The following is a 23973-nucleotide window of genomic DNA, read 5'->3' on the forward strand; positions in this document are numbered from 1 at the left end:
GGAGCACCCTCATCTCGCGCCCCGTGACGGCGTGTGATTCCCCGTCGCGGCGGCCCGGTGTCGGAATGATGGCACGCATGCCAGAACACCCCGAAAGCGATATGAGCGACAAGAGCGGCAGGTTCGATCCATCCGGCCGGTCGCGGTGGCGGCTCCTCCCGATGACCGCACGCGACCCCGAGGAGGACGGCCGGACCGCCTCACCGCTGGAGCTCCTGTTCGACCTGACCTTCGTCGTCGCGGTCGGTACGGCGTCGTCACAGTTCGCCGAGCTCCTGGCCGAGGGGCACCTGGCGCACGCGGTCACCGCGTTCGTCATGGCGATGTTCGCGATCAGCGTCGCCTGGATCAGCTTCAGCTGGTTCGCCTCGGCCTTCGCCACCGACGACTGGCTCTACCGGGTCCTGACGATGCTCCAGATGATCGGGGTCGTCGTCTTCTCGCTCGGCCTTCCGGCGATGTTCCACTCCGTCGACGAGGGCGGCCACCTCGAACTGCGGGCGATGGTCGCGGGGTACGTCGTGATGCGGATCGCGATGGTGTTCCAGTGGGCACGCGCCGCCCGGGAGGCCCCCCAGTACCGGGGCGTGTGTCTGGCCAACATCCGCTGGACGGTGATCGCCCAGGTCGGGTGGGTCGTCCTGGCCTTCGTCGGACTGCCCGTCTACGTCGTGTTCGCGGCGTTCGTCGTCCTCGGCGTACTGGAACTGGCCCTGCCGGTCTTCGCCCAGGGCGCTGCGGGCGGCACGCCGTGGCACCCGCATCACATGGCCGAGCGGTACGGCCTGTTCGCGATCATCGTGCTCGGGGAGAGCGTGGTCGGCACGGTCGCCTCGTCGGGCGAACTGCTCGGCGGGGCCGACGGCACGGCCTGGACCGGGAACGCGATCGCCGTCGTGGTCGCGGGGGTCGGCCTGACCTTCGGCATGTGGTGGGTCTACTTCACGACCCCGTTCGGCGAGGTCCTGGAGCGCCGCCGCAACCGCGGCTACCTCTTCGGCTACGGCCACATCCCGCTGTTCATCGGCGTGGCCGGAGCGGGGGCCGGACTGCACGTGGCGGGCCTCTACCTGGAACACCACACGGAGATCCCCAAGACGACGGTCGTCCTCACCCTGGCCCTCCCGGTGGCCCTCTATCTCCTGGTGGTCTACCTGCTGCACACCCTGCTGCTCTCGGCCGCCGACCGCTTCCACCTGCTCCTGATCGCTCTGACCCTGGCGGTCCTGCTGGCCGGGTTCCTGCTGGCCGTGACGGGAGCGCCGCTGGCGGTCTGCCTGATCGTCGTGATGCTCGCGCCCTTCGTGACCGTGATCGGCTACGAGACGTTCGGGCGCGAGCATCAGCGGCGCATGCTGGAGGGGATCGGGGCGGGGTAGAGCCCGCTCAGCCGTCCGCCGGCCCGCCGGCCGGACCGCTCAGCAGCAGGGTGATGCCGCACAGACCGCCCAGCAGCCAGGCGGCCGGCATCCAGGTTCCCCAGCCGAGGGCGAGCAGCGCGGCGAAGACGCCGACGGAGGCCGTGACTCCCGCGGCCGCCGTGCGCCACAGGACGCTGCCGGGACCCCACTGGCGGCGCAGGAAGCCGGACCGCCGCCAGGCGCTCCACAGGATGGCGCCGACTATCACCGCTTCCACCAGGACGAACCAGCCGCTGACCGGCGGCGAGCTGTAGCTTTCCGCCTCTCCGCGCCACAGGTCCAGGAGTCCGGAGACCAGGACGATCGGACCGATCAGGGCGAAGACCCCCGCCACCAGGCGGAGGAAGCCGACGCCGACGACGGGTGCTCCGGATCCCCTGAACGGTGTGGCGGCGTGGGTGAACGCGTGGAAGCGGTGTGCGGCTCCCCGGAAGTCCGTCGCGAGGACCCAGCCCAGCGTTGTCACGAACGCTCCCCAGACCAGTGAATACACCGTGCCACCCGCCCCGGACTCTGTCCGGCAGGCGCTCTGCCGGATACGCCGCCAGGGTAGGGAGGCGCTACCCACTCCCGGCATTCCCGCTTCCGGCAGTGTGCGGGGCTGCTGGTTGCCGGGCCCGCCTCCGCGCTGCCCGCTCCCAGCGCTGAGCGCAGAGCCCTCGCCGAGGGCCGCATGCCCACCACAGGAGACGGGCCGCGCCGCCGCCTCGGACCGAGAACCGCTCCCGCTCGGCAGCGGCCGCACCCGGCTCCCGAAACCCCTGGTCCGGAACGGGCGTTGCAGCGAGCCCGGGCGCAGCTCCTGGGCGAGGGCCGCGACGATCATCCTCCGGTCGAGCGCGAACAGTGCTCGTGCGGGCGGCTCGGGAGCCGGCGGTCGTCAGGTTCCGCCGGCTCCCGAGCCGGAGGGAGCCGTCAGGTGGCTCCCCGTGTGAGGGGCGTCCCCCGGGGTTCGGGCGACGCCAGAATTACGCTGCCGAGCGCGGGAGTTCGCGCGTGCGGCCCAGCGAACCCAGCCACTTCGCCGAGTCGCGCGGGGTGCGCTCGAAGGTCTCCCAGTCGATCGCGATCAGACCGAACGTGGCCTTGTAGGTGCCCCACTCGTAGTTGTCCAGCGCACTCCACGCCAGGTAGCCCCTGATGTCGAGGCCGTCCTCCAGCGCCGAGGCGACCTCGTTCAGAGCGCCCGCGTAGTAGTCGACCCGGCGGCTGTCGTCGGCGGTCGCGATGCCGTTCTCCGTGACGATCAGCGGGACGTCCCCGACGACCTCGGCCGTGTGGCGCAGCGCCTCACCGACCGCGCCCGGGTAGTACTCCCACGTCGTCAGCGTCCGCTCGACGTCGTCGGCCGCCGGGATCGGTCCGTCGGGGCCGATCCGCGTACGGGTGTAGGACTGCACGCCGATCCAGTCGTCGCCGCGGGCCGCCTCGATGAAGACGTCCTCGCGCGGGTGGCGGTAGGCGGCGGTGACGTCCTCCGCGCCGGGGAGGGCCTGGTAGACCTGGTTGGCGATGGTCCAGCCGACCTGGATGCCCGCGTCCAGGGCCCGGACCTCCTTCACCGCCGCGTGGTGGGCGGCGATGACGGCCGCGGTCGTCTCGTCGTCGGGGGTGGGCAGGCCGGCGGGCGGGAAGCTGTCGTCCCCGCGCTTGGCCTGGCCCGCCATCACCGCGATCATGTTCGGCTCGTTGATCGTGCAGACGTGGGAGACCCCCTCGGAGATCACCGGGGCGCAGGCCGCCACGTACCGGGCGAACAGCTCCACCGCCCCCTCGGCCGTCCAGCCGCCGCGCGCCTCGAACCACTGCGGGACCGTGAAGTGGTGCAGGGTCACCATCGGGCGCAGTCCGCGCTCGATCGCCCCCTCCACCATCCGCCGGTAGTGGGCGAGCTGGGCGCGCGAGAAGCGGCCCTCGACCGGCTCGATACGGGCCCACTCGATGGAGAACCGGTAGTCGGTGAAGCCGAGGGAGGCCAGCAGGTCCATGTCCTCGGGCCAGCGGTGGTAGCTGTCGCAGGCGTCCAGGCTCGGTTCCGCGATGTGGGTGCCGGCGGCGTGCTCCTTGACCCACCAATCGCAGTCGGTGTTGTTGCCCTCGATCTGGTGGGCGGCCGTGGACGCGCCCCAGAGGAAGCCCTCGGGGAACGGTACGGAAGCCGTCATCGGCCGGTTCGGGGCAGGGGTGTTCGTCATCGCGACATGTCTTTCCGGTGGTGGTGTGGGGTGTGGCCCGCGCGGTCGTCCAGGGGTGGAGCGCGGCCTCTCGTACGTGAAGTGCCTCGGCTGTACGCGAAGTGCTTCGGCGGGGGGCTACTTCATGCCCGCCGTGGCGATGCCCTGGGTGAAGTGCCGTTGCAGCGCGATGAAGACGACCAGCACCGGCAGCACGATCAGGAAGGCCCCGGCCATCAGCATCCCGTTGGAGCCGCCCGCCTTGTTGGGGTCGGTGGCGAAGGTCGCCAGGGCCACGGGAAGGGTGTACTTGTCGGGGTCGTTGGTCGCGATCAGCGGCCAGACGAAGTTGTTCCAGGAACCCAGGAACGTGAAGATCGACAGCGTCGCGAGCGCGGGCTTCACCAGCGGCATCACGATCCGCCAGAAGATGTACCACTCGCTCGCGCCGTCCATCCGGGCCGCCTCCAGCAGCTCGTCCGGGATCGACTGCATGAACTGGCGCATCAGGAAGACCCCGAAGGCCCCGGCGGCGAACGGCAGCACCAGACCCGCGTAACTGTCGATCAGTTGCAACTTGCTCATCAGCACGAACAGCGGCAGCAGCATCAGATTGCCGGGCACCATCAGCGCGCCGAGCACCAGGCCGAAGATCTTGTTGCGGCCGACGAAGTTCAGCTTCGCCAGGGCGTAGCCGAGCATCGAGCAGAAGACCAGGTTGGAGACGGTCACCAGGACCGCCACGATCACCGAGTTCATGAAGTACAGCGGCAGGTCCAGCTTGTCGAGCAGCTGCCGGAAGTTGGTCAGCGTCCACTCGGCGGGGATCCACACCGGCGGGCTGGCCGACAGCTCGCTCTGGGTCTTGAAAGCGGAGATCCCCATCCAGAGGAAGGGCGCCGACATGACCAGCAGGCCGAGCGAGAGCAGGACGTAGACCAGGGGGCGGGTGATGCTCCGCGTGCCGGGGGGCCGCTTGTCCAGCGCCTCGGCCGGTGCGTTGGGGCTGCTGGTGGCGCTCATTTCGTGTTGTCCTTCAGCAGTCGGAGCTGGAGCACCGTGATGCCCATGATCACCACGAACAGGACGTACGCCATCGCGCTCGCGTAGCCCATGTGGAAGAAGTTGAACCCTTCGCGGTACATGTTCAGCGAGACCGTGAGGGTCGAGTCGGACGGTCCGCCCTGGGTCATCACGAACGGCTCCTCGAACACGTTGAGGTAGCCGATCGTCGTGATCACCGTGGCGTAGAGGACCGTCGGGCGCAGCAGCGGGATCGTGATGGACCGGAACTCGTGCCAGACGCTCGCACCGTCCAGCTTCGCCGCCTCCCGGACCTCGGCGGGGATCGCCTGGAGGCCCGCGATGAACAGGACCATCACCGTGCCGACGTTCCGCCAGACCGCCATGACGATCAGCGACGGCATCGCCAGCGTCTCGGAGCCGAGGAAGTCCGGTGCGGTCCACGCCACTTCGGAGAAGAGGCCCGCGATCAGCCCGTCGCTCGGGTCGAGCACGAACCGCCAGACCACGGCCACCGCGACGATCGTGGTGACCACGGGGGCGTAGAAGCCGACCCGGAAGAAGGTCCGCGCCCGGTCGATCCCGTTGTTCAGCAGGACGGCGACGACCAGCCCGATCCCGATCGTCAGCGGTACGCCGACGACCACGAAGTACCCCGTGTTGAAGAGGGACGTGAGGAACTTCTCGTCGCCGAAGAGCTCGACGTAGTTCTCGAATCCGATGAACTCCGCCTCCCACGGGCGCGTCACATTGCGCAGCCCGAAGTCGGTGAAGCTCATCGCCAGCGTGGCGAGGATGGGGAACGCCATGAAGACGGCGAACAGGACGAGGAACGGAGTGGAGAACAGCCAGCCCGCCGCGTTCTGCATGCCCAGCGTCCGCTTGCGGCGGCCGCCGCCCGGGGCGGCGGCGGGGGACGGGCCCACCGCCCCCGCCTTCGCGGGCCCTGCGGCCTTCTCGGTCGTGGTGGTCGAGGTGCCCATGGCTACTGCTTCACGAGGCCTTCGATCTCGGACTGCGCCGTCTTCAGCGCGTCCTCGGCGGAAGCCTTGCCCTGCGTCACCTTGGCGATGGCCTGGTCCACCTTGTCGGTGATCTCGGTCCAGTTGGCCAGAGAGGGCGAGGACTTGGCGGTGTCCATCTGCTTCTTGAAGGTCTGGAGGTCGGCGTCGTCGGCGAGCACGCCGGACTCCCACGCGGAGGTGTTGGCAGGCAGGTCCTTCGTCCGCTCGTACCAGTCGGCCTGCCCCTTCGTGTCGGTCAGGTACTGGATGAACTCGGTGGCCGCCGCCTTGTGTTCGCTGTCCTTCGAGACGACGAGCGAGGAGCCCCCGGCCATGGAGGTGGAGGAGGCGTCCGCCGGGACGTTCGCGATGGCCCACTTGCCCTTGATCTGCGGCTGGCCCTCGTTGAGCAGCGTCACGTGCCAGGGGCCGCCGAAGAACATCGGGACCCGGCCGTTGCCGAAGTCCTTCACCACGTCGTAGCCGGGCTGGACGGATTTGTTGGAGAGCCCCTTGTCGAAGTAACTGCCGTACTCCTTCAGCGCCTTGACCGCCTCCGGGCTGTCGATGACCGCCTCGCCCTTGTCGTTGACGATCTCACCGCCCGCCGAGTACAGGAAGGAGTAGAAGTTCTGCACGGTGTCCAGGCCGCTGGGCTGGATGGAGAGCCCCCACTTCGTGCCGGCCTTCTTCTGGTACGCGCCCGCCAGGTCCTGGAGCTCCTTCCAGTTCGCCGGGGCCTTGGTCACGCCCGCCTTCTCGGCCAGGTCCGTGCGGTAGTAGAGAACGCGGGTGTCGACGTACCACGGCACTCCGTACGCCGTGCCGTCCACCTCGCCCTGCTCCCAGCCCGCCGGGAAGAAGTCCTTCTTGTCGAAGACCTCGGTGTCCACCGGCTCCAGCACGCCCAGCTCGGCGAACTCGCCCAGGTAACTGCCGCCCATCTGCGCCACGTCGGGCAGCGTGCCCGCCGCCGCGGCCGAGACGAGCTTCTGGTGGGCGACGTCCCAGCCGATCGGGGTCACCTTCACGGTGATGTTCGGGTTGGCCTTCTCGTAGACCTCGGCGACGTCCGCGAGCTTCTCGCCCTCCGCGCCCATGGCCCACACGGTGAGCGTCTGCTTCTCGCCGGCCGCGACGTCGTCGCCGGAGGAGCCACAGGCGGAGAGGGTCACGGCGAGGGCGAGCGCTATACCGGCGGGAGCGGTTCTGGCGATGCGGGACATGGGAGGGCTCCTCCTTGAGCATTCCGGATGTTGCGCTGTGCGCTATGTATGCGCTGCCTGTAAGCGCATACATCACTCTGCGCCAGCCGTTCGCGAATCCGCAAGAGGGTGCTGGGTCACACTCGTGCAACGTGCCCGACATTCCGACGGCCCGTCGCCCGGCATCCCGGCGTCCGGCCTGTCGGCATCCTGTCGTTGAACCGTAAACGCGCCGTTTGTGGAAGAACAGGCGATGTGACCGATTCATCGCTCCGGGCCTGCGGCCTGCGCCGACGTGGTCGGCGTCTACCCTCGCGGCATGGCCTCACCCGTCGCGTTCTCCCACGACTTCCCGTTCGACCCGGCCTACGGGTACGACGCGCCGGACGCGCTGCTGGAGATCCCCGCCCCGCCCGCCCCCGACGACTTCGACGCGTTCTGGCGCGGCCGGTACGCGCGAGCCCGCGCGGTGGACCCGCGGCCGGTCCTCGGTCCGGTGGAGGAGGAGCGCGACGGCGTCCGCGTGCACGGCGTCGCCTTCACCTCCGTGGGCGGCGTCCGGCTCGGCGGCTGGCTCGCCCTTCCCACCGAAGGCCCTGTGCGGTACGGATTCGTCGTCGGGCACGGGTACGGCGGCCGCCGGGACGCCGGCCGGGACCTGCCGGCGCCGCTGCCCGGGGCCGCGACGATCCTGCCGTGCGTACGGGGCATGGGGGAGCGGAGCCGTGTCGCCTCCATCCCGGACGTGGCCGACGCGCATGTCCTGCACGGCATCGGCTCCCGCGTCTCGTACGTCATCGGGGACTGCGTGGCCGACCTGTGGTGCGCCGCCTCCGCCCTCGCGGCGCTGGTGCCGGAGCTGGCGTCGGCGGGCCTGCCGGGCGGGCCCCGCCTCGGCTATCTCGGCGAGAGCTTCGGCGGCGGGCTCGGGGCCCTCGCGCTGCCCTGGGACGACCGCTTCGGTGCGGCTCAGCTCACCGTGCCCACCTTCGGCAACCACCCGCTGCGGCTGACCCTGCCCTGCGCGGGCAGCGGCGAGGCGGTCCGGGCGCACCACCGCGCACACCCCGAGGTCGCGGACGTTCTGCGCTACTTCGACGCGGCGACGGCGGCGACCCGGCTGACGCTGCCCACGCTGGTCGCGGCCGCGCTGTTCGACCCGTCGGTGCCGCCGCCGGGGCAGTTCGCCGTACACAACGCGCTGGCCGGTGAGCGCGAGCTCCAGGTGCTGACGGCGGGGCACTTCGCGTACCGGGGGATGGCGGCCGAGGCGGCGGAGCTGGACGCGCGGCGGACACGGTTCTTCGGGGAGCGGCTGGCCCCGGTCGCCTGAGGGGCCGGGACCTGGGACGCGGTGCCTGAGGGGTCCGGCCCCCGCCCCGGCCCGGGCTCAGGCGTCCGGTGCGCCGGGCTCGCTCCGGGGGCCGCGCCAGTCCAGACACAGGACGGTGGCGTCGTCCTTGGGCGGGCGGCCGCCGTAGGCCTCGGCGACCGCGGTCACGATCGTGCGGACGACCTCGCGCGGGTGCTCGGCGGCGGTCCGCAGCAGCGTCTCGGGCAGGTCGACCGATGCCGATTCACGTTCCTGCACGCCGTCGGTGTACAGCAGGAGACGGTCGCCGGGGCGCAGGTCCAGGTCCTGGATCTCGTACGGACCCTGAGGCGGAAAGCCGAAGGGCATGTCGACCCGCGGGGTGATCACCTCGACCGAGCCGTCGCGCAGCCGGAGCGGCGCGGGGTGGCCGGCGTTGACGAACTGGGCACGGCTCCCGTCCAGGGCGATGCGCAACAATTGCCCGGTGGCGAAGGTGGCGTTTCCGTGGTCGAGCAGAGCCTGATGCATCTGGCGGGCCTGTTCGGCGAGTTCCGCCCCGGAGCGACGGGCGCCGCGCGAGGCGTTCACCACGAGGGTGGCGATCAGCGAAGCGTTGACGTCGTGCCCCATGGCGTCGGTGACCGACAGGTGGAGGTCGCTGTGGTCGAGGCTGTAGTCGTAGGTGTCCCCGGCGATGTCGGAGGCCGGGACCAGCGCCCCGGCGAGGGCGAACTCGGCCGCGTCGCAGGAAGGCGCGGAGGGCAGGAGCTGGCGCTGGATCTCCGCCGCCAGGCTGACCGGCGTGGTGCGGTTGCCCCAGTGGTAGAGGTCGGTGAAGCGGCGGTCGGTGACGATGATGTACGCCAGCGCGTGCGCCGCGTCCTCGACCTGAGCCAGCACCTCCTCGGTGACGGCGTCGAGGAACAGTTCCAGTACGCCGATGGCGTCACCGCGGTTGGTCACCGGGGCGAGGACCCGCTGGCCCTGCCCGTCCTGTTCCACCTGCACCAGTTTCTGGGAACGCAGCACCTTGTCGTAGATGCCGCAGCCCGCCAGCGGAACCCTCTCGGTCCGGCCCTCGCGGGAGGCGCCGTCCATGTCGTTGACCCGCAGCAGACGGCTGCCGACCAGGTCCACGAAAAGGAACGACACGTACCGCGCGCCGAACCGGGCGCGCAGATCACGCGCCACCACATCGAGCGAATGCACCGGCGCGGAATCCCGCGCGGCCGTCAGTACCGCGCCCAGTCCCGTTCTGTCGCTCACCACAGCCTCCTCGGGTAGGAGGTGCTTGTGCCCTCCCAGACCCGAATCAGCACCCTGGGTGAGATACGCGGCTTATATGTGCGGACAAAAGCACCCGGAATGCCCGAGTCAGCCGCAGCCGCAGCTCGCCCGGCGGGTCACCGAGACCGGCAGTTCCAGGGAGACCGGGGCGCGGCCCGGGTCGGCCAGGCGTTGGACCAGGAGCTCCACCGCCTCCTCGCCCAGCCGGCGGATCGGCTGGCGGACGGTCGTCAGGGGCGGGCGCACGATGCGGCTCAGCGGGATGCCGTCGAACCCGGTCACGGCGATGTCCTCGGGCACCCGCACTCCGCGCCGCTCCAGCGCCTGGAGTGCCCCGACCGCCATCTGGTCGTTCGCGAACAGCATCGCCTCCGGCCGCTCCGCCCCCGGACCCTCCGACCGGTCCAGCAGGGCGTCCGCCGCCAGCGCGCCCTCGGCCTGCGTCATCATCCCGGCGCGCACCTCCGGCCGGGAGGGCGCCGGAAGGCCCGCGTCCCGGCACGCCTCCTGGAAGCCCCGGAACCGGGCCTGGGCGTCCGGCGACTCCTCCTCTGCTCCGACGAACGCCAGGCGGCGCAGTCCGTGGTCCTCGATCAGATGGCGGGTCAGCTCGCGCTCGCCGTCGGTGTTGGCCACCACGATGTGGTCCAGATGGTCGATCTCGCGGGGCCCGGCGAGCATCACCACCGGCAGCCGGCGCGATATCACTTCCAGGTCCGCGGTCGGCACGGTCCGCGCCAGGACGGCGAAGCCGTCGACCCGCCCGGCGACCTTCGCCACCAGGCTCTCCGGGCCGCCGTCCAGGGAGGCCGCGATCAGCAGGGCGTAGCCGTGCCGCCGGGCCGCCCGCTCCATGCCCCGGATGATCTGGTCGGAGTAGAGCATGACGGCCTGGTCGTCGTCCGCGTCGCTCGCCGCCGCCGCGGACTCGGCGTCCGGGTCCGCGTAGTCGGGGAAGCACAGCCCGAGCACGCCCGTCGTCCGGCTGGCCAGCCCCCGGGCGCTGCCGCTCGGTACGTACCCCAGTTCGCGGGCCGCCTCCATGACCTTCTCGCGGGTCTGGGCGCGTACGGAATCGGGGTTCCGGTAGACCCGGGAGACCGTGGCAATGGAGACGCCCGACCGCTCGGCGACGTCGTACACCGTGGGGGCGCTCACTGGACCCACCGTCCGTCCGCTTCTTCTTCCGCGGCCCCGCGTCCGGCGGTGCGGGTGCGGATGCTGCCGGTACCGGCCCGGCGGCCTGCGCGCCGGGCATGGCGATCACGAGGCTCGTGAAAGCGCATTCACCCTAGGTCCTGGGCCGCGCGGGGGGCAAGGCCGGCCCGGGTCACGCCGGCTGCCCCTCCGGTGCCGTCCGGGCTGCCCCTCCGGTGCCGGGCGGGGTGTGGGGGCCGTGCGGGGGGACAGCCCGCACGGCCGTGGCGGGCGGGACGTTCCTCCGGGCGGGTGAGCTTGCGCCTCCCGGCCGCCGTGTCTGCGCCCCCTCGCGCGAGGGGGCGCTTTCAGTGGGCGTAAGGAATCAGTGTGATCAACTGCAAATGCCACCACATAAGCACTATCCGGTCCATTCCGGTACGGGGTGGTCCGGGCCGGCCCCGGAGGTATCAGCCATGTCCCACGTCGGCGTCCCGCGCGGGACGGTTCGAAAGCGCCGATCGCTCGCGCTCCTCACGGCGGGGGTGCTCACGATCCCCGTGCTGGCGGGGTGCAGCTCCGGCGGCGAGGAGACCTCCCGGGGAGTCCCCCAGGACATCGCGCCCGCCGCCCGCGAGACGGTCGCCGACGGTGCCACGGTGAACTGGGCGGTCGACGCGCTGCCCGCCACCTTCAACGCCTTCCAGGCGGACGCGGACAGCGCCACCACCCGGATCACCGGAGCCCTGCTCCCGACCCTCTTCCCGATGGACAGGACGGGGCGGCCGAAGCTCAACCCGGACTACCTGGAGTCCGCGAAGATCATCGAGCGCGAGCCCAAGCAGGTCGTGCTCTACAAGCTCAACCAGCAGGCGGTGTGGAGCGACGGCCGGGAGATCGGGGCCCCCGACTTCGTCGCCCAGTGGCGGGCGCTCCGGGGCAAGGACTCCGCGTTCTGGACCGCCCGCAACGCCGGTTACGAGCGCGTCGAGAAGATCGAGCGGGGCGCGGACGACCTCCAGGTGCGGGTCACGTTCTCCAAGCCGTACGCCGACTGGCGCGCGCTGTTCTCGCCGCTCTACCCGAAGGAGATCACCGGGTCGCCGGACGCCTTCAACGACGGCGCGCGCACCACCCTGAAGAAGACCGCAGGGCCCTTCGTCCTGCGCAGCGTGAGCAAGTCCAAGGGCACCGTCACGCTGGCCCGCAACCCGCGCTGGTGGGGCGACAGGGCCAAGCTGGACACCCTCGTCTTCCGGGCGGTCGCCGCGAAGGACCGTACCCGGGCACTCGCCGACGGCACGGTGGACGTCGCCGACATCGACGCGGCCACCGCCGACCGCATCGCGCTCGCCCGCCGCGACCGGGGCAACAACGGACAGCCCCTCAACCACGGCCCGGGCGCCGAGATCACACCGGCCCAGGCCCTGCGCTCCTGGGCCCAGGCGCACGGCTCCGACGAGGACGTGGCGGAGATCGCGCAGGCCGCCAGGGAGAAGAACCGCAAGGCCGTCGTGGCGTACGCCGCGGAACAGAAGGCCCTGCGCGACTTCGTCGTCCGCAAGTCCCTGGAGCCCGCCTACACCCAGCTCGCGCTGAACGGCGAGTCCGGCCCGCTCGCCGACGACCGGGTCCGCCGGGCCGTGGCCCGCGCCCTGGACCGCGAGGAGCTGGCCCGGACCGTGCTGGGGCCGCTGGGCCTCCCGGCGAAGCCCCTCGGCAGCCACCTCGCTCTCGCCGGGCAGCCCGGCTACAAGGACGGCAGCGGGGCGCTCGGCGAGCAGAACACCAAGGAGGCCCAGGCCCTGCTGGCGGACGCCGGCTGGACCCGGGGCGGCGCGGCCGAGCCGCCCAAGGACACCAAGGCGGGCAGCGAGGCGGAGAAGAAGGGCGACAAGGAGGACGCGGAGGACAAGGACAACGGCACCAAGAAGGACGCGGAGGACGGCACCGACAAGGACAGCGACAAGAAGACCGACAAGGGAACGGACAAGGACGGCACCGACAAGGACGGCACCGACAAGGAAGCCGCCGCCGAGCGCAAGAAGGCCGACCAGGCGTCCGCCGACCGCGACTCCGAGGACAGCGCCGCCTCCCGCGACGAGGGCCTCTACATCGTCGGCGACGACAACAAGCCCGGCGCCCCCGCTCCCGCCACCGGCGGCAGTGCCTCCGCCGTTCAGGTCATGGCCCCCGCCCGGACCGCCGGCGTCCAGGGCACCGCCCTGCTCCGCCAGGCCGGTGTCCTCGGTGAGGGCGGGGCCGTCGCCGCCACGGACAAGCAGGCCGGGGGAGCCGCCGGGGCGTACGCCCCCGTCGGCACCGCCGCCCCCGCCGCGGCCAAGGGGCAGCTCGGCAAGGACGGCAAGGCGCTGACCCTGCGGTTCGTGCTCCCCTCCGGACCCGGCTCCCAGTCGCTGCGCAGCGTCGGCGACAAGATCGCCGTGATGCTGGAGAAGATCGGCATCGGCACGGAGATCACCAAGGTCCCCGACGAGAGCTACTTCAAGGACCACATCGCCTCCGGCGCGTACGACCTTGCGCTCTACTCCTGGCCCGCCACCGCCTACCCGGCCACCGACGGACGCCCGATCTACGCCAAGCCGGAGCCCGCCACCGACGGATCGCTCCTCGTGGAGCAGAACTACACCCGGGTCGGTACCGACCACATCGACCAGCTCTTCGACAAGGCCGCCGCCGAGCTGGACGAGAAGGCCGCCCGGGAGCTGATGAAGCAGGCGGACGCCCGGATCTGGGCCGCCGCCGGATCGATTCCGCTCTTCCAGCGCCCGCAGCTCGTCGCGGTCGACAAGAAGCTCGCCAACGTCGGGGCGTTCGGCTTCGCCGCCCCCCGGTACCAGGACATCGGGTTCAAGAACCGGCAAGCAGCAGGTTCCCCCGCAGACCGCAAGAAGTAGCGGGTTACTACCACACCCTTCCGCCGCCAAGCTCAGATGCACCTCAAAACCCTTGCCCGCCGGTTCGCCCGGCGGGCAGTGTGGTTTCTGCCCTGACCCGGGCCGTTCGTCGCTTCACCTCTCCTCACCCCCCCCACCTGGCTACGCCCGCATTCCGGCCACATCGATGGCCCGGCAGTTCCTTGACACCGGCTGAATATCGCCTGAATCACACGGGAAGACCGCCTTCGCGGATCGGCCCGGGAAGCCCGGCGCGCCCGAGGCCCGTACGATGGGACGAGCCGTGGCGTGCCGCCCGGCGGGCGTACGAGGACTCGAAGACCGACTGAGACGCCTGATCCCACGATCCGAGAGAAGCGCAAGCCACCCATGCCCACGCGCCACGACATCCGTAACGTAGCCATCGTCGCCCACGTCGACCACGGCAAGACCACGCTGGTCGACGCCATGCTCAAGCAGGCCGGCTCCTTCGCCGCGCACGCTGCCGAGTCGCTCGACGACCGGATGATGGACTCGAACGACCTGGAGCGTGAGAAGGGCATCACGATCCTCGCCAAGAACACGGCGGTGAAGTATCACCCCAAGGACGGCGGGGACCCGATCACGATCAACATCATCGACACCCCCGGTCACGCCGACTTCGGTGGCGAGGTCGAGCGTGGTCTGTCGATGGTGGACGCCGTCGTGCTGCTCGTCGACGCCTCCGAGGGCCCCCTGCCCCAGACCCGTTTCGTGCTGCGCAAGGCGCTGGCCGCGCGGATGCCGGTCATCCTCTGCATCAACAAGACGGACCGCCCCGACTCCCGGATCGCCGAGGTCGTCGACGAGACGTACGACCTGTTCCTGGACCTGGACGCGGACGAGGACCAGATCGAGTTCCCGATCGTCTACGCCTGCGCCCGTGACGGCGTCGCCTCGCTGACCAAGCCCGAGGACGGCACCGTCCCGCAGGACAGCGACAGCCTGGAGCCGTTCTTCAACACGATCCTGGCGCACGTGCCGGCCCCCGAGTTCGACGAGGCCGCGCCGCTCCAGGCCCACGTCACCAACCTGGACGCCGACAACTTCCTCGGCCGTATCGCGCTCTGCCGTGTCGAGCAGGGCGAGCTGCGCAAGGGCCAGAGCGTCACCTGGATCAAGCGTGACGGCACCATGTCCAACGTCCGCATCACCGAGCTGCTGATGACCGAGGCGCTCACCCGCAAGCCCGCCGAGGTGGCGGGCCCCGGCGACATCTGCGCCATCGCCGGTATCCCGGACATCATGATCGGCGAGACGCTGGCCGACCCCGAGAACCCGATCGCGCTGCCGCTGATCACGGTCGACGAGCCCGCCATCTCGATGACCATCGGCACCAACACCTCGCCGCTCGTCGGCAAGGGCGGCAAGGGCCACAAGGTCACCGCCCGCCAGGTGAAGGACCGCCTGGACCGCGAGCTGATCGGTAACGTCTCGCTCCGCGTCCTGGACACCGAGCGCCCCGACGCCTGGGAGGTCCAGGGCCGTGGTGAGCTGGCGCTCGCCATCCTGGTCGAGCAGATGCGCCGCGAGGGCTTCGAGCTGACCGTCGGCAAGCCCGAGGTCGTCACCAAGCAGGTCGACGGCAAGACGTACGAGCCGATCGAGCGCATGACGATCGACTCCCCCGAGGAGCACCTCGGCGCCATCACCCAGCTCATGGCGACCCGCAAGGGCCGTATGGAGACCATGACGAACCACGGCTCCGGCTGGGTGCGCATGGAGTGGATCGTTCCGTCCCGGGGCCTCATCGGCTTCCGTACGGAGTTCCTGACCCAGACCCGCGGCACCGGTATCGCGCACTCCATCTTCGAGGGCCACGAGCCGTGGTTCGGCGAGCTGCGCACCCGTCACAACGGTTCGCTGGTCGCCGACCGCGCGGGTTCGGTCACGCCGTTCGCGATGGTCAACCTCCAGGAGCGCGGTGTCATCTTCACCGAGGCCGGCACCGAGGTCTACGAGGGCATGATCATCGGCGAGAACTCCCGCGCCGACGACATGGACGTGAACATCACCAAGGAGAAGAAGCTCACCAACATGCGTGCGGCCTCCGCGGACACCACGGAGAACGTGGTCCCGGCCCGCAAGCTGTCGCTGGAGCAGTCCCTGGAGTTCTGCCGCGAGGACGAGTGCATCGAGGTGACGCCGGAGACCGTGCGGATCCGCAAGGTCGTCCTGGACCAGCGCGAGCGCAGCCGCGCCGCCTCGCGCGCCAAGCACGGCTGACGTACCGAGCCAAGTACGGCGGACGCAGGGCGAGTAGGCGTCCCTGAGCTCTTCCTGAGCCTCCCCTGAGCCCTATCGGGGGCCCGGGGGCGGCCGGAGGCGTACGCTCCGTATGCGAAGGCCCGTCCAGGGGCGGTTCACCCCCTCGGACGGACCGTCAGCACAGGCATTGACAGAAGGCCCGGCCCACCACGGACACTGTGGTGGGCCGGGCCTTCGTCAATCTCTTTTCCTGACCGTGGTGTCCGGATATCGGGGGTCGCTCTCCGGAACATGTGTTAACAGTCCGTTTCGGGCGTGTCTGTCTGGGATCGCTTTGTCCGGATTTCGGGCACACGGAGGGGTCTGATGTTGTCAAACCGAGACCCTTTAAGTGTGGTTTACAGCCCGGCCGTACTCAATAGTTGGCTCCATTGAGCTCGGGTCAATGGGTCACGCACTGTGGGGAGTGCCGACTCACGAGCACACTCGGGGCACTGAACGATCACCGTCAGGGGTGTCGGTGAATCTCTCCAGTGCCCTTCTTGTAGTCAAAAGTGGACTCATGAGGAGGAAACCCATGCGCGGTGCCAAGAGCGCCAAGTGGGTCGCGGGAGCGGCCGTCATCGCCCTGGCCGCGACTGCCTGTGGCGGAAGCGACAGCAGCGACGAAGGCAAGAAGAACACGTCGGGTCAGCCCGCCGGTTACGTCTCGATCGACGTCGGCGAGCCCCAGAAGCCTCTGATGCCGGCCGACACGAACGAGAGCAACGGCTCCTACGTCATCCAGTCGCTGTTCACCCAGCTGCTGGACTTCGACGACAAGGGCGAGATCGTTCTCACGAACGCCGAGTCCGTCGAGACCGAGGACTCCAAGCTGTGGACCGTCAAGCTCAAGGCCGGCTGGAAGTTCCACAACGGTGAGGCCGTGACCGCGCAGTCGTACATCGACGCGTGGAACTGGTACGCCAACGTCGAGAACAAGCAGCAGAACGCGTTCTGGTTCTCCGACATCAAGGGCTACGAGGACGTCCACCCCGAGAAGGGTGCGCCCAAGGCCAAGGAGATGTCCGGCCTGAAGGCCGTGGACGACACCACGTTCACGATCGAGCTGACCGACAAGGTCCCGTACTTCAACTACAAGCTCGGTTACGCGACGTTCGCGCCGCTCCCGAAGGTCTTCTACGACGACCCGAAGGCGTTCGGCCAGAAGCCGATCGGCAACGGCCCGTACACGTTCGAGAAGTGGACCCACAAGAAGCTCATCCAGGTCAAGGCCTGGCCCGAGTACCAGGGCCCGAACAAGGCTGCCAACAAGGGCATCCAGTTCAAGAACTACTCGACCGTCGAGGCCGCGTACACCGACCTCGTCTCCGGCAACCTGGACATGATCCGCCAGGTCGGCCCGCGTGACCTGCCGAAGTACAAGACGGACCTCGGTGACGGCGCCATCGACCAGCCGTACGCGGCGATCCAGACCCTGGTCCCGGCGTTCTACTCCAAGACGTTCAAGGACATCGACCCCAAGGTCCTCCAGGGTCTGTCCATGGCGATCGACCGTGACACCATCACGAAGACCGTCCTGAACGGCACGCGCATCCCGGCGACGAGCTTCACGCCTCCGCAGGTCAAGGGCAACCAGACCCTCGACTCGGACATCCTGAAGTACAACCCGGCCAAGGCCAAGGAGCTCATCAAGGCCGGCGGCGGTGTCCCGGAGAACAAGTTCACCATCCAGTACAACGCCGACGGTGGGCACAAGGAGTGGGTGACCGCTGTCTGCGAGTCCATCCGCAACGCCACCGGGGTCGACTGCGTGGGCGACGCCAAGCCGGACTTCCCGACCGACCTCGAAGCGCGTGACAACAACCAGGTCAAGGGTGTCTACCGCGGTGGCTGGGTGGCCGACTACCCCGTCAACGTGAACTTCCTCAAGGAGCTCTACCACTCCAAGGCGGAGTCGAACAACGGTCGTTTCAACGACAAGGAAATCGACGCGCTGATGGCGAAGGGCGACAAGGCCGACTCCCTGGAGGAGTCCGTCGCCGCCTACCAGGAGGTCGAGAAGGCCCTGGTGGAGAAGATGCCCGCCATCCCGCTCTGGTACTACGCCATCAACGGCGGCCACGGCAAGAACGTCGACAACGTCAAGGTCGACTTCCACGGTGACCTCGAACTGACCGGCGTCACTGTCAAGTAACGCCTGCGGGTCATTCCCCAACTGGCCGTCATCCGGCCGCGCTGGCACTCAGCTCGGCCGGAGGCGCGGGGGTCGTCTCTGCGAAGAGACGGCCCCCGCGCCGCAGTTATCCCCACACGGAGGCACCCATGGGGCGCTATGTCGCACGACGACTGCTCCAGATGATCCCGGTCTTCATCGGGTCGACCCTCTTGGTCTTCCTGATGATGTACGCACTGCCCGGCGACCCCGTCAGAGCTCTGGCCGGTGAACAGCACGTAGACGCGTCGCAGATCGCCGCTCTGAAGGCCGAGTACGGTCTCGACCAGCCGATCTGGCAGCAGTATCTGAACTACCTGGGCAACCTGTTCCAGGGAGACCTCGGCACCCAGATCGGAACGCAGCGTCCGGTCGCCGAAGTCATCGCCGACGCTTACCCGATCACCGTCAGACTGGCGATCTTCGCCTTCGTCTTCACGGTCGTCGCCGGTATCTCGCTCGGCATCATCGCCGGCCTGAAGGCGGATTCGCTCCGGGACCGCGGTCTGCTCGGTCTGACGCTGGTGCTGATCTCCATGCCGTCCTTCGTGCTGGGCTTCCTCGTCCAGTACTTCTTCGCGTTCCAGCTCGGCATCGCCAAGCCCAACGTGAGTATCGAACCCACGAGCAGCGAGCTGATCATGCCGGCCATCGTGCTGGCGTCGCTGTCACTCGCCTACGTGGCCCGGCTCACCCGTACCTCGGTCGCCGAGAACATCCGCGCCGACTACATCCGTACGGCTGTCGCCAAGGGGTTGCCGCGCCGCCGCATCGTCGGCATCCACCTGATGCGCAACTCGCTCATCCCGGTCGTCACCTTCCTCGGCACCGACATCGGCGCTCTGATGGGCGGCGCGATCGTGACCGAGGGCATCTTCAACATCAAGGGCGTCGGATCCCTCGTCTTCGAGGCCCTGGGGAAGCGTGAGGGCGCCACGGTCGTCGGGATCGTGACGCTGCTCGTCATCGTCTACCTCGTCTGCAGCCTGCTCGTCGACCTGCTCTACGCGGTCCTGGACCCGAGGATCCGGTATGCCTGACACCACCGCACTCACCAAGAGCACCGACGCTTCGGCCGCCGCGGCTCAGACGCCGACCACGGCGGACTCCGGGCCCATGCCCGGCAAGCCGCGCAGTCTCTGGTCCGACGCCTGGCACGACCTGCGCCGCAACCCGCTCTTCCTCGTCTCGATGGTGCTGATCCTGGTGCTCACCGTCATGGCGATCTTCCCGGGCCTGTTCACCAGCGCCTCGCCGCGGGACGCCAACCTGGCCGAGCACTACCTCCAGAAGCCGAACTGGGGACACTTCTTCGCCCCCGACTGGCTCGGTTACGACGTCCAGGGCCGTTCCATCTACGCGCGTCTGATCTACGGAGCCCGCGCGTCCATCATGGTCGGCGTGATCGTGACCATCGCGGTCACCATCACCGGTCTGGTGATCGGCATGCTCGCCGGATACTTCGGCGGCTGGATCGACACGATCCTCTCCCGGATCACCGACGTCTTCTTCGGCGTTCCCTTCATCGTCGGCGCCATGGTCATCCTGACCACCTTCGAGGAGCGCTCCGTCTGGGTCGTCATCCTCTCCCTGTCCTTCCTCGGCTGGACGTCCATCGCCCGTGTCGCCCGAGGCTCGGTCATCACGATCAAGCAGGCCGACTACGTGGTCGCCGCCAAGGCGCTCGGCGCCTCCACCACCCGGATCATGACGCGGCACATCCTGCCGAACGCCATCGCTCCGGTGATCGTGGTCGCCACCATCGCGCTCGGCGGTTACATCGCCGCCGAGGCCACCCTGTCGTTCCTCGGTATCGGCCTCGCCGAGCCGACGGTCTCGTGGGGCATCGATGTGTCCGCGGCGAAGGACCAGCTCCGCAACGTTCCGACGGTCCTGATCATCCCCTCGGTGATGGTCTCGATCACGGTGCTGTCCTTCCTGATGTTCGGCGATGCGGTCCGCAACGCCCTCGACCCCAAGATGCGCTGAGGGAGGCGTTCGTGACCACCATCGACAAGACGGCTCACGTCCCCGCACCGCGGGAGTCCGTGAGTGGCGACGGTCCACTGCTCGACGTCCGCGACCTGCACGTGGAGTTCCACACCCGCGACGGTGTGGCCAAGGCGGTCAACGGTGTGAACTACACCGTCAGCGCCGGCGAGACGCTCGCCGTGCTCGGCGAGTCCGGCTCCGGCAAGTCCGTGACCGCCCAGACCATCATGGGCATCCTCGACATGCCGCCCGGGAAGATCACGCAGGGCGAGATCCTCTTCCGCGGCCAGGACATGCTGAAGATGTCCAACGAGGAGCGCCGGAAGATCCGCGGCCGCAAGATCGCGATGATCTTCCAGGACGCCCTGTCCTCGCTGAATCCGGTCCTCACCGTCGGCTACCAGCTCGGCGAGATGTTCCGGGTCCACCAGGGGCTGTCCCGCAAGGAGGCCAAGGCCAAGTCCATCGAGCTGATGGACCAGGTCAAGATCCCGGCGGCGGCGGCCCGTGTCTCGGACTACCCGCACCAGTTCTCCGGCGGTATGCGCCAGCGCATCATGATCGCCATGGCGCTGGCCCTGGAGCCGGACCTGATCATCGCCGACGAGCCGACCACCGCGCTCGACGTGACGGTGCAGGCCCAGGTCATGGACCTGCTGGCCGAGCTTCAGCGCGAGTACAACATGGGTCTGATCCTGATCACCCACGACCTCGGCGTCGTCGCCGACGTCGCGGACAAGATCGCCGTGATGTACGCGGGCCGGATCGTGGAGACGGCCCCGGTCGGCGAGCTGTACAGCCGCCCGGCCCACCCGTACACCAGGGGTCTGCTCGACTCGATCCCGCGCCTGGACCAGAAGGGCCAGGAGCTGTACGCGATCAAGGGACTGCCGCCCAACCTCACGCGTATCCCCGCGGGCTGTGCCTTCAGCCCGCGCTGCCCCAAGGCACAGGACATCTGCCGTACGGACGTCCCGCCGCTCGCCCCGGTGACCGAGCAGGACGGCCTGGAGCTCGTCGGCCGCGGCAGCGCGTGCCACTTCTGGAAGGAGACGATCCATGGCTGAGCTCAAGAAGGAGCAGGAGCCCGTGGACGCCACCCCGAACGTTTCCGAGGCGGAGACCGAGGGCGCCTCGGCCGAGGCGGACGCCGTGGCCGCCATCGACGCCCCGGTCAGCCAGGGCGAGCCGATCCTCCAGGTGCGCAACCTGGTCAAGCACTTCCCGCTGACCCAGGGCATCCTCTTCAAGAAGCAGATCGGCGCGGTCAAGGCCGTCGACGGCATCTCCTTCGACCTGTACGCCGGTGAGACCCTGGGCATCGTGGGCGAGTCCGGCTGTGGCAAGTCCACGGTCGCCAAGCTCCTGATGACCCTGGAGCGGGCGACGGCCGGTGAGGTCTTCTACAAGGGCCAGGACATCACCAAGCTGTCCGGGCGCGCGCTGAAGGCGGTGCGCCGCAACATCCAGATGGTGTTCCAGGACCCGTACACCTCGCTGAACCCCCGCATGACGGTCGGCGACATCATCGGGGAGCCCTTCGACATCCACCCCGAGGTGGCCCCGAAGGGCGACCGGCGCCGCCGCGTCCAGGAGCTCCTGGACGTCGTGGGTCTGAACCCGGAGTACATCAACCGGTACCCGCACCAGTTCTCCGGCGGCCAGCGCCAGCGCATCGGCATCGCCCGCGGCCTCGCGCTCAACCCGGAGATCATCATCTGCGACGAGCCGGTCTCCGCGCTCGACGTGTCGGTGCAGGCCCAGGTCATCAACCTGATGGAGAAGCTCCAGGACGAGTTCAACCTGTCCTACGTCTTCATCGCGCACGACCTGTCCATCGTCCGGCACATCTCCGACCGGGTCGGCGTGATGTACCTCGGCAAGATGGCCGAGATCGGCACGGACACCCAGATCTACGACCACCCGACGCACCCCTACACCCAGGCGCTGCTCTCCGCGGTCCCGGTCCCCGACCCGGCGGCCCGCGAGGGACGCGACCGGATCATCCTGACCGGTGACGTCCCGTCGCCGGCGAACCCGCCGTCGGGCTGCCGCTTCCGCACCCGCTGCTGGAAGGCGGAGGAGCGCTGCGCGACGGAGGAGCCCCTGCTGGCGATCCCCGAGCGCTTCGTCTCGTCGGCCACCCCGGCCGCGCACGAGTCGGCGTGCCACTTCGCCGAGGAGAAGGACGTCGTGCACGCGGCGTAACCCCTTCCCCAGGTCGAACGACCGAGGCCCGGCCCCTTCCGAGGGGGCCGGGCCTCCGTCGTCTCCGCCGCCCCGCTGCCCGTACGGGGCAATCCCACATGCGGTACATCGCGTTATGAGGTGATATGAGGCATTGAGCTACTCGATGACTCTAGGAGGCACTTCATGCGCGGAGCCACACAGGTGAGGTGGGCCGCATGTGCGGTGGCCGTCGCCCTGGCAGCGACGGCCTGCGGCGGCGGTGACGGCGACGGCGGCGGCAGCGGCGGTGGCGCCGACGGCATCGTCAGCTCCTCCTGGGGAGACCCGCAGAACCCGCTGGAGCCGGCGAACACCAACGAGGTCCAGGGCGGCAAGGTCCTCGACATGGTCTTCCGCGGGCTCATCCGCTACGACCCGAAGACCGGCGAGGCCAAGAACATGCTCGCCGAGTCCATCGACTCGAAGGACTCCCAGAACTTCACGATCAAGCTCAAGGACGGCTGGACGTTCTCCAACGGCGAGAAGGTCACCGCCAACTCCTTCGTGGACGCCTGGAACTACGGCGCGGCCCTGAAGAACAACCAGAAGAACGCCTACTTCTTCCAGTACATCGAGGGCTACGACCAGGTCCACCCGGAGTCCGGGGCCGCCTCCGCCGAGACCCTGTCAGGACTGAAGGTCGTCGACGACCTGACCTTCACCGCCAAGCTCACCCAGAAGTTCTCCCTGTGGCCCGACACCCTCGGCTACTCCGCCTTCGTCCCGCTGCCCAAGGCGTTCTACGACGACCACGACGCCTGGCTCTCCAAGCCCATCGGGAACGGCCCGTACACCATCGAGTCGTACGCCAAGGGCTCCTCGATGAAGCTGCGCAAGTGGGACGACTACCCGGGCGAGGACAAGGCGAAGAACGGCGGCGTCGACCTCAAGGTCTTCACCGACAACAACACCGCCTACACCGACCTGACGGCGGGCAACCTCGACCTCGTCGACGACGTGCCCGCCTCCCAGCTCCGCAACGTCGAGGCCGACCTCGGCGACCGGTACATCAACACCCCCGCCGGCATCATCCAGACCCTGGCCTTCCCCTTCTACGAGAAGGAGTGGGACACCGACGACGCCCGCAAGGTCCGCCAGGGCCTGTCGATGGCGATCAACCGCCCGCAGATCACCGACCAGATCTTCCAGAAGACCCGCACCCCCGCCTCCGACTGGACCTCCCCGGTCCTCGGCGAGGAGGGCGGCTTCAAGGAAGGGCTCTGCGGCAAGGAGTGCACGTACAACAAGGCCGAGGCCAAGAAGCTGATCGAAGAGGGCGGCGGCATCCCCGGCGGGCAGCTGAAGATCTCGTACAACGCGGACACCGGCTCCCACAAGGAATGGGTCGACGCCGTCTGCAACAGCATCAACAACGTCATGGGCAACAACAAGGCCTGCGTCGGCGGGCCCGTCGGCACCTTCGCCGACTTCCGCGCCCAGGTCTCCACCCAGAAGCTCAACAGTGCCTGGCGCGCGGGCTGGCAGATGGACTACCCGCTGATCCAGAACTTCCTCCAGCCGCTCTACTACACCAACGCCCCGTCCAACGACGGGAAGTGGAGCAACCAGCAGTTCGACGATCTGGTCGACAAGGCCAATGCCGAGAGCGACAAGGCGAAGGCCGTCACCACCTTCCAGGACGCGGAGAAGATCCTCGTCACGGAGATGCCGGTCATCCCGCTCTGGTACCAGAACGGCAGCGCCGGCTACTCGGACCGGGTCGACAACGTCGCGCTGAACCCGTTCAGCGTCCCGGTCTACGAAGAGATCACCGTCAAGTGACGCGCTGAGCGACGCGGACGGCCGGGGCGCCCCACACCGGCGCCC

Annotated in this window: 17 protein-coding genes and 1 pseudogene; 10 read left to right on the forward strand and 8 right to left on the reverse strand. The window is 69.1% G+C overall.

Translation table 11 applies throughout. From position 1 onward, the window contains the following. Positions 1-101: 101 nt before the first annotated feature. Positions 102-1379: a low temperature requirement protein A gene (locus CCZ36_RS23510; protein WP_069738329.1), complete on the forward strand. Its 1278-nt coding sequence runs from the start codon at positions 102-104 to the stop codon at positions 1377-1379. Between the two features lie 7 nt (positions 1380-1386). Here the strand turns inward: CCZ36_RS23510 and CCZ36_RS23515 are convergent, their stop codons facing one another. The 6 genes and pseudogenes from CCZ36_RS23515 to CCZ36_RS23535 all read right to left on the reverse strand — a co-directional run bounded on the left by CCZ36_RS23515 (position 1387) and on the right by CCZ36_RS23535 (position 6848). Further along, positions 1387-1887, reverse strand: coding sequence for a hypothetical protein (locus CCZ36_RS23515; protein WP_176735269.1), 501 nt, complete (start codon positions 1885-1887; stop codon positions 1387-1389). A gap of 244 nt (positions 1888-2131) precedes the next feature. Continuing rightward, positions 2132-2268 (reverse strand): annotated as a pseudogene (locus CCZ36_RS37005) (glucoamylase family protein); the annotation flags it as partial. A gap of 121 nt (positions 2269-2389) precedes the next feature. Then, positions 2390-3616, reverse strand: a complete 1227-nt coding sequence (locus tag CCZ36_RS23520; protein ID WP_176735270.1) for a glycoside hydrolase family 1 protein — start codon at positions 3614-3616, stop codon at positions 2390-2392. Between the two features lie 117 nt (positions 3617-3733). Further along, on the reverse strand, positions 3734-4618 hold the full coding sequence (locus tag CCZ36_RS23525; RefSeq protein ID WP_069738331.1) for a carbohydrate ABC transporter permease: 885 nt from the start codon (positions 4616-4618) through the stop codon (positions 3734-3736). Beyond that, a complete protein-coding gene (locus tag CCZ36_RS23530) occupies positions 4615-5601 on the reverse strand; it encodes a carbohydrate ABC transporter permease (protein ID WP_128818505.1) in 987 nt (328 codons plus the stop codon). The genes CCZ36_RS23525 and CCZ36_RS23530 overlap by 4 nt, the downstream gene beginning before the upstream one ends. 2 nt (positions 5602-5603) lie before the next feature. Continuing rightward, positions 5604-6848: a sugar ABC transporter substrate-binding protein gene (locus tag CCZ36_RS23535; protein ID WP_128818506.1), complete on the reverse strand. Its 1245-nt coding sequence runs from the start codon at positions 6846-6848 to the stop codon at positions 5604-5606. 298 nt (positions 6849-7146) lie between these two features. Here CCZ36_RS23535 and CCZ36_RS23540 point away from each other — a divergent pair, with 298 nt between their 5' ends. Then, positions 7147-8160, forward strand: a complete 1014-nt coding sequence (locus tag CCZ36_RS23540; RefSeq protein ID WP_128818507.1) for an acetylxylan esterase — start codon at positions 7147-7149, stop codon at positions 8158-8160. A 57-nt stretch (positions 8161-8217) separates the two neighbouring features. Here the strand turns inward: CCZ36_RS23540 and CCZ36_RS23545 are convergent, their stop codons facing one another. Beyond that, positions 8218-9411: a PP2C family protein-serine/threonine phosphatase gene (locus CCZ36_RS23545; RefSeq protein ID WP_107403749.1), complete on the reverse strand. Its 1194-nt coding sequence runs from the start codon at positions 9409-9411 to the stop codon at positions 8218-8220. Positions 9412-9516: 105 nt separating this feature from the next. After that, positions 9517-10587, reverse strand: a complete 1071-nt coding sequence (locus tag CCZ36_RS23550) for a LacI family DNA-binding transcriptional regulator (protein ID WP_069738336.1) — start codon at positions 10585-10587, stop codon at positions 9517-9519. A gap of 455 nt (positions 10588-11042) precedes the next feature. On the opposite strand from CCZ36_RS23550, the gene CCZ36_RS23555 reads away from it, so the two are divergent. From CCZ36_RS23555 to CCZ36_RS23590, 8 genes are all read left to right on the forward strand, one after another. After that, the gene (locus tag CCZ36_RS23555; RefSeq protein ID WP_069738337.1) at positions 11043-13484 is read left to right on the forward strand and encodes an ABC transporter substrate-binding protein; all 2442 of its coding nucleotides are present in this window, start codon (positions 11043-11045) and stop codon (positions 13482-13484) included. Positions 13485-13853: 369 nt separating this feature from the next. Then, on the forward strand, positions 13854-15728 hold the full coding sequence (gene typA / locus CCZ36_RS23560; RefSeq protein ID WP_006127336.1) for a translational GTPase TypA: 1875 nt from the start codon (positions 13854-13856) through the stop codon (positions 15726-15728). Between the two features lie 559 nt (positions 15729-16287). Next, the gene (locus tag CCZ36_RS23565; protein ID WP_069738338.1) at positions 16288-17907 is read left to right on the forward strand and encodes a peptide ABC transporter substrate-binding protein; all 1620 of its coding nucleotides are present in this window, start codon (positions 16288-16290) and stop codon (positions 17905-17907) included. 128 nt (positions 17908-18035) lie between these two features. Beyond that, the gene (locus CCZ36_RS23570; protein WP_069738339.1) at positions 18036-18965 is read left to right on the forward strand and encodes an ABC transporter permease; all 930 of its coding nucleotides are present in this window, start codon (positions 18036-18038) and stop codon (positions 18963-18965) included. Further along, entirely contained in the window at positions 18958-19914 is a 957-nt protein-coding gene (locus CCZ36_RS23575; protein ID WP_069738340.1) for an ABC transporter permease, read from the forward strand. Before CCZ36_RS23570 ends, CCZ36_RS23575 begins: the two co-directional genes overlap by 8 nt. Before the next feature lie 11 nt (positions 19915-19925). After that, complete coding sequence (locus CCZ36_RS23580; RefSeq protein WP_069738341.1) at positions 19926-20984, forward strand: ABC transporter ATP-binding protein; 1059 nt, start codon at positions 19926-19928, stop codon at positions 20982-20984. Next, on the forward strand, positions 20977-22125 hold the full coding sequence (locus CCZ36_RS23585; protein WP_069738342.1) for an ABC transporter ATP-binding protein: 1149 nt from the start codon (positions 20977-20979) through the stop codon (positions 22123-22125). The genes CCZ36_RS23580 and CCZ36_RS23585 overlap by 8 nt, the downstream gene beginning before the upstream one ends. A 165-nt stretch (positions 22126-22290) precedes the next feature. Next, complete coding sequence (locus tag CCZ36_RS23590) at positions 22291-23928, forward strand: peptide ABC transporter substrate-binding protein (protein WP_128818508.1); 1638 nt, start codon at positions 22291-22293, stop codon at positions 23926-23928. The last annotated feature ends 45 nt before the right edge of the window (positions 23929-23973 follow it).

The sequence above is a fragment of the Streptomyces sp. S063 genome (assembly GCF_002832675.1).
Lineage (GTDB): Bacteria > Actinomycetota > Actinomycetes > Streptomycetales > Streptomycetaceae > Streptomyces > Streptomyces sindenensis.

Excerpts from the sequence above, each read along its gene's own strand:
- CCZ36_RS23525 (WP_069738331.1), bottom strand. The coding sequence starts at position 4,618 with ATGAGCGCCACCAGCAGCCCCAACGCACCGGCCGAGGCGCTGGACAAG.
- CCZ36_RS23555 (WP_069738337.1), top strand. The coding sequence starts at position 11,043 with ATGTCCCACGTCGGCGTCCCGCGCGGGACGGTTCGAAAGCGCCGATCG.
- CCZ36_RS23570 (WP_069738339.1), top strand. The coding sequence starts at position 18,036 with ATGGGGCGCTATGTCGCACGACGACTGCTCCAGATGATCCCGGTCTTC.
- CCZ36_RS23590 (WP_128818508.1), top strand. The coding sequence starts at position 22,291 with ATGCGCGGAGCCACACAGGTGAGGTGGGCCGCATGTGCGGTGGCCGTC.
- CCZ36_RS23535 (WP_128818506.1), bottom strand. The coding sequence starts at position 6,848 with ATGTCCCGCATCGCCAGAACCGCTCCCGCCGGTATAGCGCTCGCCCTC.
- CCZ36_RS23585 (WP_069738342.1), top strand. The coding sequence starts at position 20,977 with ATGGCTGAGCTCAAGAAGGAGCAGGAGCCCGTGGACGCCACCCCGAAC.
- CCZ36_RS23510 (WP_069738329.1), top strand. The coding sequence starts at position 102 with ATGAGCGACAAGAGCGGCAGGTTCGATCCATCCGGCCGGTCGCGGTGG.
- CCZ36_RS23565 (WP_069738338.1), top strand. The coding sequence starts at position 16,288 with ATGCGCGGTGCCAAGAGCGCCAAGTGGGTCGCGGGAGCGGCCGTCATC.
- CCZ36_RS23530 (WP_128818505.1), bottom strand. The coding sequence starts at position 5,601 with ATGGGCACCTCGACCACCACGACCGAGAAGGCCGCAGGGCCCGCGAAG.
- typA (WP_006127336.1), top strand. The coding sequence starts at position 13,854 with ATGCCCACGCGCCACGACATCCGTAACGTAGCCATCGTCGCCCACGTC.
- CCZ36_RS23540 (WP_128818507.1), top strand. The coding sequence starts at position 7,147 with ATGGCCTCACCCGTCGCGTTCTCCCACGACTTCCCGTTCGACCCGGCC.
- CCZ36_RS23520 (WP_176735270.1), bottom strand. The coding sequence starts at position 3,616 with ATGACGAACACCCCTGCCCCGAACCGGCCGATGACGGCTTCCGTACCG.
- CCZ36_RS23575 (WP_069738340.1), top strand. The coding sequence starts at position 18,958 with ATGCCTGACACCACCGCACTCACCAAGAGCACCGACGCTTCGGCCGCC.